This is a genomic window from Herbiconiux sp. 320_LB (assembly GCF_059691755.1).
Map to the genome: position 1 here is coordinate 233,008 of NZ_JCAWAD010000004.1, position 12,169 is coordinate 245,176.

Genomic DNA, 12,169 nt, shown 5'->3' on the forward strand with positions numbered 1-12,169 from the left:
ACCGATGCCCACCACGGGCATCGGTCCTCGTCGTTTCTCCGGGCACCCGGCGGCCCGCCGTTAGGCTTTGGGGATGCGCATCGACGTCGTCACGATCTTCCCCGAGTTCTTCGACGTGCTCGACATCTCGCTGCTGGGTCGGGCGCGGCAGACCGGGATCCTCGACGTGCGCGCCCACAACCTGCGCGACTTCACGCACGACCGGCATCGAACGGTCGACGACACCCCGTACGGCGGCGGAGCGGGCATGGTGATGAAGCCCGAGCCGTGGGGGGAGGCGCTCGACGCCGTGCTGGGGGAGGGCGAGCCCGGCGCATCCGCCCCCGTCGTCATCTTCCCCTCGCCCGCCGGAACCGTCTTCACGCAGAAGATGGCGCGCGAGCTCGCCGGTCGCGAGCACCTGGTGTTCGGATGCGGTCGGTACGAGGGCATCGACCAGCGCGTCTTCGAGCACGCGGCCGAGCGCGCCGAGGTGCGCCTGGTCAGCCTCGGCGACTACGTGCTGAACGGCGGCGAGGTCGCCGTCATGGCGATGATCGAGGCGATCGGCCGGTTGATCCCGGGCGTCGTCGGCAACCCGGAGAGCCTGGTCGAGGAGTCGCACGAGGACGGGCTGCTGGAGTACCCGAGCTACACCAAGCCCGCGACCTGGCGCGGACTCGAGGTGCCGCCGATCCTGTTGAGCGGCAACCACGGCGCGATCGAGCGCTGGCGGCACGAGCAGCAGGTGGAGCGCACGCGGCGCGTGCGGCCGGATCTGCTGCCGCCCGAGTGAGCGGGCGATAGCAGCGGCATCGGCCGACGGCGACAGCGCCGGCGTCCCGCGAGGGGGCCGCGTCAGCCGCGCGCGGTGAGGACGAGCGGCCCGTCCGCGGTGATGGCGACCGTGTGCTCCATGTGGGCGCCGATCGAGCCGTCGGCCGAGCGCAGGGTCCAGCCGTCCTTGTCGGTGTAGATCTTGTCGGTCGTCTCGAGGAACCACGGCTCGATCGCGATGACGAGTCCCTCGCGGAGCGGCAGCCCCCGCCCGGCGCGCCCCTGGTTGGGCACGTGCGGGTCGCCGTGCATGGTGCGGCCGACGCCGTGGCCGCCGAAGTCGGTGTTGACGCCGTAGCCCGCCTCCGTGGCCACGGCCCCGATGGCCGCCGAGATGTCGCCGAGCCGGTTGCCGGGGCGTGCGGCGTCGATGCCGGCCGCGAGCGCCGCGGTGGTGACCTCGATCAACCGGGTGTCCTCGCTCGACCGGGGCGTGCCGACGACGACGGTCAGCGCCGAGTCGGCGACCCAGCCGTCGACCGAGGCGGCGAAGTCCAGGCTCAGCACGTCGCCGTCGCGCAGGGCGTAGTCGAAGGGCAAGCCGTGCAGCACGGCGTCGTTGACGCTCGTGCAGAGCACCTTGCCGAACGGCGAGGCGCCGAACGAAGGGTGGTAGTCGATGTAGCAGGACTCGGCGCCGCGGGCCCTGATCATGTCGTGGGCGATGCGGTCGAGCTTCAGCAGGTTCACGCCGACGGCGGTGCGCGCCGCGAGCTCGGTCAGGACCTCGGCGACGAACGCACCGGCCGGTCGCATCTGCTCGATCTCGGCGGGGGTCTTCAGTTCGATCATGGCGAGTCCTTCCAGGGATGCGCGGGGCCGGGGATGCGCGGGCCGGGCGTGCGCGGGCGGTCTGTGAGGACCGGAGCCCATGTAGACCCTACCCACCCGGATCACAGCGAACATCCGGAGTAGCTGCATACTCTGGGATCGTGATCATCCGTCGGGCCTTCTTCTACTGGCAGTTCCCCGCTGCGGTGATCCTCCCCGCGTGGATCCTGGTCGGCTGGGGCGTCTTCGCCGCGACCGGCTGGCAGATCATCGGTCTGATCGTCGGGGTCATGATGCTCACGCTCGGGATGCTCGCCACCGCGGGCCTCATCTTCGCGCGGAAGGACGTGCGGGCCGAGCGCGCGGTGTCGTGGCTGGATGTGGCGCTGCTGACGGTGCTGCACGGCCTGATCATCGCGGTCGGCTTCTTCACCCCCGCGACGGCGCTGCTCAGCACGCTGGTCGTGGTGGGGCTGATCGCCCTGTTCTGGTCGGGTGTCGTGCAGCTGATCGTCGAGACCCGCCGCCGGGTGCGGGCCGTCGTGGCCGACTTCGAGGCGCAGGCCGCCCGGGTCACCGGTGCACCGCGGCCGCCTCGGATCGACGGCGAGTACATCGTCATCCAGAGCTCCGAGGGCACGATCCCGCCTCGGATCTGAGCCCCGGGCGACCGCGTTCGGCTGGGTGTCGCGGGCCCATCCCGCTGCTTTGCGCCGCATCCGGGATCTATGGCACAATTGATCCTTGTGCCGCGGCCCGACTCTGCCACAGGGGAGTCAGCATTCATCGGGCACATCCTCTTTTGACATCGAAGCCGTAGTCGACCTGTGGCGGGTACAGATTGCGAACAACACCATGCACATCCTCGACTCAGTCGATGCGAGCTCGCTCAAGAGCGACATCCCCGACTTCCGCGCCGGCGACACCGTCAAGGTGCACGTGAACATCGTCGAAGGCACGCGCTCGCGTATCCAGGTCTTCCAGGGCGTCGTCATCGCCCGCAAGAACGAGGGCGTCCGCGAGACCTTCACGGTCCGCAAGGTCAGCTTCCAGGTGGGCGTCGAGCGCACCTTCCCGGTGCACTCCCCGGTGATCGACCACATCGAGGTCGTCACCCGCGGTGACGTGCGTCGCGCGAAGCTCTACTACCTCCGCAACCTCCGCGGCAAGAAGGCGAAGATCAAGGAGAAGCGCGACGCGTAGTCTTCGAATTCGCCCCAAGCGGCCCTGCCGCTGAGAGTCATCCTGAGCTCCCGACCACTACAGTGGACCGGGAGCTCAGGCGGTTAAATGACAGAAACATCCGTGCCGGCGCACGAGAGCAGCGAAGACAGTCCGAACGATCGACGGTCGAAGAGGTCGCGAAGTGCGTGGCTGTTCGCCCGCGACCTTCTGATCATCTTCGTGATCGCGCTCCTGGCGTCGGTCTTGATCAAGACCTTCCTGGTGCGCTCGTTCTACATCCCCTCGGGGTCGATGCAGAACACGTTGCAGATCAACGACCGCATCCTGGTCAACCAGCTCGTGCCGGGCGTCGTGCCCCTCGAGCGGGGCGACGTGGTCGTCTTCAAGGATCCGGGGGGCTGGCTGATGCCGACCGTCCAGCAGCCGAAGAGTCCGGTCACCGCGGCGCTCGACTGGGTGCTGCAGGGCGTGGGGCTCGCGCCCGACGACGCCGACGACCACCTGATCAAGCGCGTCATCGGTCTGCCGGGCGATCACGTCGAGTGCTGCAACGCGCTCGGCCAGATGTCGGTGAACGGCGTGCCCCTCGACGAGTCGGCCTACACGAAGCTGCCGGACGGCGTCTCCTCGGTGTCGCAGAACCCGTTCGACGTGACGGTGCCGGCCGACTCGCTCTGGGTGATGGGTGACAACCGTTACAACTCGAAAGACTCGCGGTTCAACCAGGACCAGCCGGGCAAGGGCTTCGTGCCGATCGGCAATGTCGTGGGCCGCGCCGTGGTCGTGACCTGGCCGCTGGACCACTGGGCCTGGCTCGACAACTACGGGAGCGTGTTCAGCGGGATCCCGGATCCGACGTCCACTCCGGCCGCGTCGGGCATCGCGCCTGTCGTGCCCGAGGGGCCGTCCGCCGGTGCGGCGGTCGCCGAGAGCGTGTTCGACCCGCGGTCGGGGCTGACGGCGCTGGCGGATGCGTCGGGGGCGGGGGCGGCGCTGGCGGATGCTTCGCTTACTGATGCTGGCCTGACCGGTTCGGCGTCGCTCGGCTTCGAGACGGGTGCCGGAGCGCTCCGGTGACTCCCGTCGCCGACCCCACCCTGCGGCTCGAGCGCTCGCTCGTGGCCGAGCGTGGCGGCCTGATCATCGGCTGCGACGAGGTCGGCCGGGGTGCCTTGGCGGGCCCGGTCGCCGTCGGCGTCTGCGTGGTCGAGGTCAAGCGGTCGACGCGCGTGCCGGTCGGGTTGCGCGACTCGAAGATGCTCTCCGAGGCCCGGCGCGAGCAGCTGGCCCCCGTGGCGATGTCCTGGGGCGTCGCGCACGCGGTGGGCTACGCCTCGGCGGCCGAGATCGACGAGATCGGCATCACCGCCTGCCTGGGCCTCGCCGGCTGGCGCGCCCTGATGGAGCTCGCGGCGGGCGGCATCGACGTCCCGGCGGCGACCGTGGTGCTCGACGGCCACTTCGACTGGCTGACCCGCACCTTCGACTCCTCGGTCGCGACCATGCTGTCGCTCGACCCCGCCGCGGCCGTGGGCATCGCGGCACCGCCTGTGGTGCGCACGCGGATCAAGGCCGACCGCGACTGCGCGTCGGTGGCCGCCGCATCCGTCATCTCGAAGGTCGCCCGCGACCGGATGATGATCGAGCACCACGACGACCACCCCGCCTACGGCTGGGCGCGCAACAAGGGCTACGGCAGCGAGGAGCACCGCGACGCGATCCTCTCGCTCGGCGCGACCGGGCTGCACCGGCACACCTGGCTGTCGGGCATCCTGGCGGGGGAGACGGCCGTGGCGCTGGACGGGTTCGAGGGGCTGGACGAGCCGGATCCGGTGGAGTCTTTCGCGCTGACGCAGGCTTCGGGGGCGGGGTCGGATGCCGCATCCGCTGCCCGTCGCATCGACGACGGCTCTGCGGCCTAGACTGGTTGCACGATGGACGAAGACGAATTCGAGGACTACGACCGCGAGGTCGAGCTGGCCCTCTACCGCGAGTACCGGGACGTGGTCTCGCAGTTCAAGTACGTGATCGAGACCGAGCGCCGGTTCTACCTGGCGAACGAGGTCGAGCTGGCCCGGCGCGACACCGAGCACGACTTCTACTTCGAGCTCACGATGAACGACGTGTGGGTGTGGGACGTGTACCGTTCCGACCGCTTTGTGAAGTCGGTGCGGGTGCTGACCTTCAAAGACGTGAACGTCGAGGAGCTCTCGAGCAAGGACTTCGAGCTGCCCAAGGAGCTCGCGCTCGACGAGTAGTTCGCTCGTCGACTAGCCCGTCCTCCACACCCTGGCGGACCGAGGCCGTTCTCCACAGATCTGTTTTCGTGGTCCCTCCGCATCCGCCCTCCCGGCAGCCTGGTCGCGGAGGTACTGATGAGACCGAAAGACGAACTGGGCCGGCGCGGCGAGGCCCTCGCCGCCGAGCACCTGATCGAGGCGGGCCTGACGCTCGTCGAGCGCAACTGGCGCTGTCCGGCGGGCGAGATCGACATCGTGGCCGTCGACGGCGGCACCCTGGTGCTCGTCGAGGTGAAGACGCGCACGAGCCTCGCCTACGGGCATCCCTTCGAGGCGATCACCCCGGCCAAGCTGCGGCGGTTGCACCTGCTCGCGGGGTCGTGGTTCGACGTCAGGGAGGCCGGCCGGCGACGGTCGTTCCGCATCGACGTGGTGGGGATCGTCTGGCCCACGCTCGGTGAGCCGGCGGTGCAGCACCTGCGCGGGGTGTCGTGATGGGTGTCGTGATGAGCCCGGTGCGCTCGTGGTAGCGCGCACCCTGTCCGTCGCGCTGCTCGGCATGAGCGGTGCGGTCGTCGAGGTCGAGGCCCACATCGCCGATGCGATCCCCGGCTTCCAGCTGATCGGGTTGCCGGATGCGGCGCTCTCCGACGCCAAAGACCGCGTGCGGGCGGCCGCCGCCAACGACGGCTGCCCGTTGCCCGCCAAGAAGATCGTGGTTAACCTGTCGCCGGCGGCGCTGCCGAAGCAGGGCTCCACTTACGACCTGGCGATCGCGGTGGCGGTGCTCGCGGCCGACGGCCTGGTTTCCCCCGACGCGATCGCCTCGGTCGTGCACCTCGGCGAGCTGAGCCTCGACGGCCGGGTTCGCCCGATGCAGGGCGTGCTCCCGGCGATCGTGGCGGCACGGGCGGCGGGGTACTCCCGGTTCGTCGTGCCGCGGGGCAACGAGGCCGAGGCGCGGTTGGTGCCGGATGTGCAGATCACGACGGTCGCGTCGCTCCGGGATGCGCTCATCCGTCACGGAGCCGAGCTCGATCCGGTGCTGGTCGAGCCGATCACCCTGCCGGTGCCGGAGGCGATCCCGGTCGAGTCCGGAGACCTGGCCGACGTCGTCGGCAATCCGGATGCGGTGGAGGCCCTCGTCGTCGCCGCGGCCGGCGGTCATCACCTCCTGATGCTCGGCCCGCCCGGCGCGGGCAAGACGATGCTCGCGCACCGCCTCCCGGCCCTGTTGCCGGATCTCGATCCGGAGCAGTCTCTCGTCGTCACGTCCTTGTCCTCGCTGGCGGGGCGCCCGCTGACGGGGCTGATCACGAGGCCGCCGCTGGAGAGCCCCCACCACACTTCGTCGGCGGCCGCGCTGGTCGGTGGTGGTTCGCGCGTGATCCGTCCCGGGGCGGCCGCCCGTGCGGCGCACGGCGTGCTGTTCCTCGACGAGGCTCCCGAGTTCCCGACCTCCGTGCTCGACTCCCTGCGGCAGCCGCTCGAGTCCGGCACCATCACGATTCACCGTGCGAACGCGGTGGCCCACTTCCCGGGCCGATTCCAGCTGGTGCTGGCCGCCAACCCGTGTCCCTGCGGGCAGTACGGCACGTCCGACATCCCGTGCACCTGCACCCCGATCGGCCGCCGGCGCTATCTGGCCCGCTTGTCGGGGCCGCTGCTCGACCGGGTCGACCTCCAGCTGCGGGTGAACCGGGTCACGTCGTCGGCGGTCAGGATGCGGGCCGAGGGGTCGGCCCACACGACCACCGCCATCGCGCGCTCGCGGGTGGTGGCGGCCCGAGCGGTGGCGCGGGAGCGACTCGCGGGAACCGGGTGGAAGACGAACGCGGAGGTCCCCGGCGCCTGGTTCCGGGCGCCGTCCCGTCGCCTCTCGCCCGAGGTGACCGCGCCGATCGACCGGGCGCTCGAGCGCGGAACCCTGACCATGCGCGGCTACGACCGCGTCCTCCGAGTCGCCTGGACCCTCGCCGACCTCGAGGCGGCCCCCACCCCCTCGGCCGAGCACCTCGGCTGGGCCCTCTACCTCCGAAAGTCCGTGGCCGCATGACCCTCTTCTACCCGCTCGACGCCGCCCTAGTCTGCCCAGCGAGCCAGCGCGCTCAGGCCTCCGCCTTCGGGCAGTGGGTCGCCATGAGCCTCACCGCCGCCACTCCCATCCCCCCGGCCGATCACACCGGTGCGACTCCGGTCTTTCCGAAGTCGGTGGCAGCGTGACTCTTCTCTACCAACTGGACGCCGCCCTCGTCCGCACCCTCGTCTCCGCGGTTGCCGCATATTCCGCGACGGGGGACGCCAAGCGTGAGCCGGCCGGAGCAATTTCGGGGCCACCGGTCGGGGAAGTTGCGTCCGCTGACCCGGCGTCCAGCCAAACCGGCGCAGACGGCCCGGCCGTGGACGGCAGCATCCGCTCTCCGGGTGATAGGCGCTCGGTCATCGACGGCGATACGAGCGTTATGGTCGGCGGCCCTATCGACGAGTCGGGGCTTCGCGCGCAGGCTGAGCCGGGTGGTGGGGTGCCCGAGCTCGACGATCGGAGGGTGGCGGAGTTGTTCGCGGCGGCGGGGTGGTCGACCATTGCGGAGCCCGGCGACGCGATCGCGGGGCTGGTCGTGCTGGCGATGGGAGCCGATCGCGCGCTGACCATGTTGATCGAGCGGCGAACCGCGGGGGAGTGGCTGGTCGCGATGCCGGAGGCGGTGGGCGAGGTCGTGCCCGAGGCCGACCTGCAGGCCGCCATCGAGCGGTGGACTCCTCGGCTCGCCTCCCGCCTGGTGGTGGCCGCGCTGCGGGCCGCCGGGAAGGTCGGGGCGACGCTGCTGGTGCCGGGCGACGCGTGCTGGCCCAGCGGGTTCGAAGCGCTCGGCGTGCACGCGCCGCTCGCACTTTGGGTGCGGGGTGATCCGTCCGCTCTCGAACCGCCCGGCGGAGCCATAGCGATCGTCGGCTCCCGCGATGCGACCAACTACGGCGAGCACATGGCGATGGACCTCGCCTCGGGCCTGTCCGACCGCGGCTTCACGGTCGTCTCCGGTGCGGCGTACGGGATCGACGGGATGGCGCACCGGGCGACCCTCGCCAGCCGGGGCACGACCGTCGCCTACCTGGCAGGCGGTGTCGATCGTCTCTACCCGACCGCGCACCACGACCTGCTCCTGCGGGTGGCCCACACGGGTGCGATCGCCTCGGAACTCCCGTGCGGTGCCGCGCCCACCCGCTGGCGGTTCCTGCAGCGCAACCGACTGATCGCAGCCGCGAGTCAGGCCACCGTCGTGGTCGAGGCCGGCCACCGCTCGGGTTCGCTGAACACGGCGGGCCACGCGGCGTCGATGGGGCGCCCCCTCGGCGCGGTGCCGGGCCCGGTCACGAGTGCGAGTTCGGCCGGCTGCCACCGTCTCCTCCGCGAGTACGACGCCGTCTGCATCACCTCGGCGGCCGACATCGTCGAACTCGTCCTCGGGCCACCAGATTCTCACGCTCAGGTGAAGTCGCCTGGAGTGGCGCCGACGCCGACGCCGACGCCGCTGACACCGACACCGCCGACACCGGCACCGACACCGCCGACACCGCCGACGCGGCCGACGCGGACGACGACGCTGCCGCCGCGGACGACGACGACGCGGCCTAGCCCGGCCCGAGGCTCGGATTCGGCGGGCGCGCTGGGTCGGGGCTCCGGCTCCGGCTCCGGCTCCAGCTCGGGCACGGGATCGGCGGGGGTGCGGGGTCGGTGGTCACCGGCGATCGATCCGAATGCCGACGCGGATTCCAAGAGGGCGGAGGCAGCACGTGGGGATGCCGCGCGGGAGCGGACCGCCGATGCGACCCGCGTCCTCGACGCCCTGAGTCGTCGCTCGGCCCGGCGGGTGGACGATCTGGCCCGCCGAACCGGGATGTCGCCCCGATCCGTCTCGGTCGCTCTCGGCGTCCTCACGCTCGAGTCCGCGGTGCGCGAGACCCCCGGCGGCTGGCTGCGCCTCTAGCCCAATCGCATCGCGCATCGCGCCTCGCGGGTACGCCGGGTGTCGGAATCGACGGTTCGGGAAGTTGTCGGGCCATGCGGTCGGCGGGCCGGGAGTCTGCTGTTCGGGCGGCCGGTGAGGGTGCGGTGGGCGTGCCGGGAGGTGGCGGTCCGGGCCGTCAGCGTAAGTCGGAGTCGGTCGCAGCGTCGGTCGGTCGCAGAGATGGCGGATGGCGGATGGCGGATGGCGGACGGCAGGGTCGGTAGGTGGCAGAGTCGGTGCGGGTGGGGTCGGCGGGCCGCGAGGTGGCGGTGCGGGCGGTCGGCGGGCCGGGGACGCGGCTGGCCGGGAGTCTGGGGGCCGCGGAGGTGGCTGCCTGGCGAATTGGCGGTGGCGGGGTCGGCGGCGTGGGGAGTCGGCGGGGTGGGGGAGTGGGGGTCGAGGGTTTGGCGGGTGTTGGGGTGGGGTTCAGGGGAGGAGCGTGGGCGCGGGGGTGGGGTCTGGGAGGATGGGGGCATGTCTCAGTACGGGGAGCCCCTGCACACGATCGTCCACATCAGCGACACCCACTTCCTGGCGGGTGAGAAGCCGCTGTACGGCACCGTCGACACGGATGCGACGCTGACGCAGGCCCTTCGACAGCTCGAGCACTCGGGCATCCGTCCCGAACTTCTCGTGTTCACCGGCGACATCGCCGACCTGGGCGAGGACGACGCCTACCGCCGCATCCGGGGCATCGTCGAGCCCGCCGCCGAGCGGCTCGGCGCCCGGGTGCTCTGGGTGATGGGCAACCACGACGACCGCGCGCGGCTTCGCGCCGAACTGCTCGACGAAGAGCCGGTCACCGAGCCGGTCGTCACGAGCATCCGTCTCGGCGGCCTCCGCGTGATCGCCCTCGACACCAGCGTGCCGGGGTACCACCACGGCGAGCTCTCCGAGGAGCAGCTTCTCTGGCTCCGCGCCGAGCTCTCCCAGCCGGCACCCGAGGGCACGATCATCGCCCTGCACCACCCGCCGATCCCCACGACGATCCCGCTGATGCCCATCCTCGAACTGCAGCGGCAGCACGAGCTGGCGGCCGCTGTCGAGGGAACCGACGTCCGCGCCATCCTCGGCGGGCACCTCCACTACTCGACGACGAGCATGTTCGCGGGTGTGCCGGTCTCGGTCGCCGCGGCCACCTGCTACACGATGGACGTGGCCGCGGTCCGCGGCCGCCTCACCGGGCTCGGCGGCGGCCAGGCCTTCTCCCTCGTGCACGTCTACGACGACCGGGTCGTTCACTCCACCGTGCCGATCGGCGACTTCCCGATCGTCTCGGGCTTCGACAACGAGTTCGTCGACCGGGTCACCGCGCTGCCCGAGGCCGAGCAGCTCGAGGCCTTCTCCCGGCAGACGCCTCCGGCTCCGGCCCCGCAGTCTTAGCGGGAGCCCTCACCGCCACGAAGCCGGACGCGACTAGCGACACGCGACATGCGACCCGCGACGTGCGACCGGCGACACGCAGCACGCAGCACGCAGCACGCGGCGGGGCGCATCCGGATGAGGGAGCAAGGCGGCATGCTGGGGGGATGAAGCTGGCGGAGGCGCGCGCGGGGTACGAACGGTATCTGCGCCTCGAGCGCGGCTACTCGCCGAACACCGTGCGGAGTTACGCCGCCGACCTCGCCGACCTCGAGCGGTTCGCCGGCGAGCGCGGCGCGAGCGACGTCGACGACCTCGACCTGGCGCTGTACCGCGACTGGCTCTGGGACGCCTCGCAGCGCGAGCTCGCCAAAGCGACCCTCGCCCGTCGCGCGGCGACCGCCAAGACCTTCTCAGCCTGGCTGCGGCGCAGCGGGGTCGTCGAGTCGGATCCGGCCGTACGACTGCGGGCGCCTAAGCCCGACCGATCGCTTCCGCGGGTGCTCTCGGGCGACTCGATGGGCGAACTGCTGGGCGATCTCGCCGCGGCTGCCGGCGAGGGCGATCCGGATGCACTGCGCAACCTCGCCGTGGTCGAGCTGCTCTACGCCTCCGCCCTCCGGGTCAGCGAACTCGTCGGAATCGACCTCGACGACCTCGACCTGGACCGGCGGACCGTGCGCGTGGTGGGGAAGGGCTCGAAGGAGCGGATTGTGCCGTTCGGCCGACCGGCGCAGGTCACGATCACCGACTACCTCGCGCGGGGGCGGGTCGCGCTTTTGGCACGGTCCGAGAGCGGGCGCGCGGCTCGAGCATTGTTCGTCGGCACCCGTGGAGGACGCCTCGGGACCCGCGCGGTCTACCAGCTCGTCGCCCGGCTGCTCGAGAGCATCCCGGGCAGCGGGCCGGCCGGACCGCACGCCCTTCGGCACACCGCCGCGACCCACCTGCTCGACGGAGGCGCCGACCTCCGGGCCGTGCAAGAGATGCTCGGGCACGCGAGCCTCGGCACCACCCAGATCTACACGCACGTCACCGTCGAGCGACTCCGCGCCTCGTACGCCGCCGCGCACCCCCGCGCCTGACCCAGACCCCGCCCGCCCACCCGCGCCTGACTGAATCCCCGCCCGCCCACCCGCGCCCGCGCCCGCATCCCCCGCACCCGCCCCGACCGGCAACAGCCGGGCCCGGGGCACCCCGCCGATCAGGGTCCGTGGGTTGAGGTACTCGCCGTCGAGCCTGACCCCCAGGTGCAGGCACGCGGCCCCGCAGTGCCCGCCGGACGCCACCGTGCCGATCGGCTGGCCCCGCGCGGCGAGGGCGCCGGCCGCCACCGAGCCGTCGACCGGCTCCACGCTCGACCGGTAGCCACCGGGATGCTCGATCGCGACGACCGGACGCCCGCCCACCGAGCCCACGAACGCGACGACCCCGTCGGCCGGGGAGAGCACCGGCGCTCCGGCAGTCGCCGCCAGGTCGGTGCCCCGATGGCCCGGGCCGTACCGACCGGCCGGCGCCCGGTACTCGGCGATCACGACCGCGGGGGAGAGGGGCCACCTCCATCTCGTGGACACGGCGTCTGTCGCCGGCCCGCTGACCGGCGCCGCCTCACGGACCGCCGAAGGACTCGCCGCAGCACCGGCCGCGCCACCCACCGACACCAAGCCGAGCACGGCCACCGGCACCAAGCCGAGCACAGCCCCCACCACCAAGCCGAGCACGGCCCTCGACACCACCCCCACCACGCCCCACGACCGCACCCGAAAACCCATCCCCCCACCCAATCCG

At 71.7% G+C, this 12,169-nt stretch carries 11 protein-coding genes and 2 pseudogenes; 11 read left to right on the forward strand and 2 right to left on the reverse strand.

Translation table 11 applies throughout. The annotated features are described in order from the left end of the window. Positions 1-73 precede the first annotated feature (73 nt). Positions 74-775 (forward strand): tRNA (guanosine(37)-N1)-methyltransferase TrmD, encoded by a 702-nt coding sequence (gene trmD, locus AC59HU_RS12515; protein WP_497223757.1) that lies wholly within the window; start codon positions 74-76, stop codon positions 773-775. A 62-nt stretch (positions 776-837) separates the two neighbouring features. On the opposite strand, the gene map is transcribed toward trmD, so the two are convergent. After that, a complete protein-coding gene (gene map, locus AC59HU_RS12520) occupies positions 838-1,608 on the reverse strand; it encodes a type I methionyl aminopeptidase (RefSeq protein WP_497223758.1) in 771 nt (256 codons plus the stop codon). 140 nt (positions 1,609-1,748) lie between these two features. Here map and AC59HU_RS12525 point away from each other — a divergent pair, with 140 nt between their 5' ends. The 10 genes and pseudogenes from AC59HU_RS12525 to AC59HU_RS12570 all read left to right on the forward strand — a co-directional run bounded on the left by AC59HU_RS12525 (position 1,749) and on the right by AC59HU_RS12570 (position 11,466). Continuing rightward, the gene (locus tag AC59HU_RS12525; RefSeq protein ID WP_497223759.1) at positions 1,749-2,246 is read left to right on the forward strand and encodes an MFS transporter; all 498 of its coding nucleotides are present in this window, start codon (positions 1,749-1,751) and stop codon (positions 2,244-2,246) included. A 196-nt stretch (positions 2,247-2,442) separates the two neighbouring features. Then, entirely contained in the window at positions 2,443-2,790 is a 348-nt protein-coding gene (gene rplS, locus AC59HU_RS12530) for a 50S ribosomal protein L19 (protein WP_497223760.1), read from the forward strand. Between the two features lie 87 nt (positions 2,791-2,877). Next, positions 2,878-3,624, forward strand: a pseudogene (gene lepB / locus AC59HU_RS12535) (signal peptidase I); the annotation flags it as partial. A gap of 221 nt (positions 3,625-3,845) precedes the next feature. Beyond that, positions 3,846-4,694: a ribonuclease HII gene (rnhB, locus tag AC59HU_RS12540; protein WP_497223761.1), complete on the forward strand. Its 849-nt coding sequence runs from the start codon at positions 3,846-3,848 to the stop codon at positions 4,692-4,694. A 12-nt stretch (positions 4,695-4,706) separates the two neighbouring features. Continuing rightward, positions 4,707-5,030 carry a DUF2469 domain-containing protein gene (locus AC59HU_RS12545; protein ID WP_022898285.1) on the forward strand — a complete coding sequence of 108 codons (324 nt, stop codon included), beginning with the start codon at positions 4,707-4,709 and terminating at the stop codon, positions 5,028-5,030. Between the two features lie 117 nt (positions 5,031-5,147). Beyond that, on the forward strand, positions 5,148-5,507 hold the full coding sequence (locus tag AC59HU_RS12550; protein WP_497223762.1) for a YraN family protein: 360 nt from the start codon (positions 5,148-5,150) through the stop codon (positions 5,505-5,507). A gap of 28 nt (positions 5,508-5,535) precedes the next feature. After that, on the forward strand, positions 5,536-7,068 hold the full coding sequence (locus AC59HU_RS12555; protein ID WP_497223763.1) for a YifB family Mg chelatase-like AAA ATPase: 1,533 nt from the start codon (positions 5,536-5,538) through the stop codon (positions 7,066-7,068). A 490-nt stretch (positions 7,069-7,558) separates the two neighbouring features. Further along, positions 7,559-8,998 (forward strand): DNA-processing protein DprA, encoded by a 1,440-nt coding sequence (gene dprA, locus AC59HU_RS12560; RefSeq protein ID WP_497223764.1) that lies wholly within the window; start codon positions 7,559-7,561, stop codon positions 8,996-8,998. 495 nt (positions 8,999-9,493) lie between these two features. Continuing rightward, positions 9,494-10,402 carry a phosphodiesterase gene (locus AC59HU_RS12565; RefSeq protein WP_497223765.1) on the forward strand — a complete coding sequence of 303 codons (909 nt, stop codon included), beginning with the start codon at positions 9,494-9,496 and terminating at the stop codon, positions 10,400-10,402. A gap of 146 nt (positions 10,403-10,548) precedes the next feature. Continuing rightward, positions 10,549-11,466 (forward strand): tyrosine recombinase XerC, encoded by a 918-nt coding sequence (locus AC59HU_RS12570; protein ID WP_497223766.1) that lies wholly within the window; start codon positions 10,549-10,551, stop codon positions 11,464-11,466. 141 nt (positions 11,467-11,607) lie between these two features. Here the strand turns inward: AC59HU_RS12570 and AC59HU_RS12575 are convergent. Beyond that, positions 11,608-12,153, reverse strand: a pseudogene (locus AC59HU_RS12575) (murein hydrolase activator EnvC family protein); the annotation flags it as partial. Positions 12,154-12,169 lie beyond the last annotated feature (16 nt).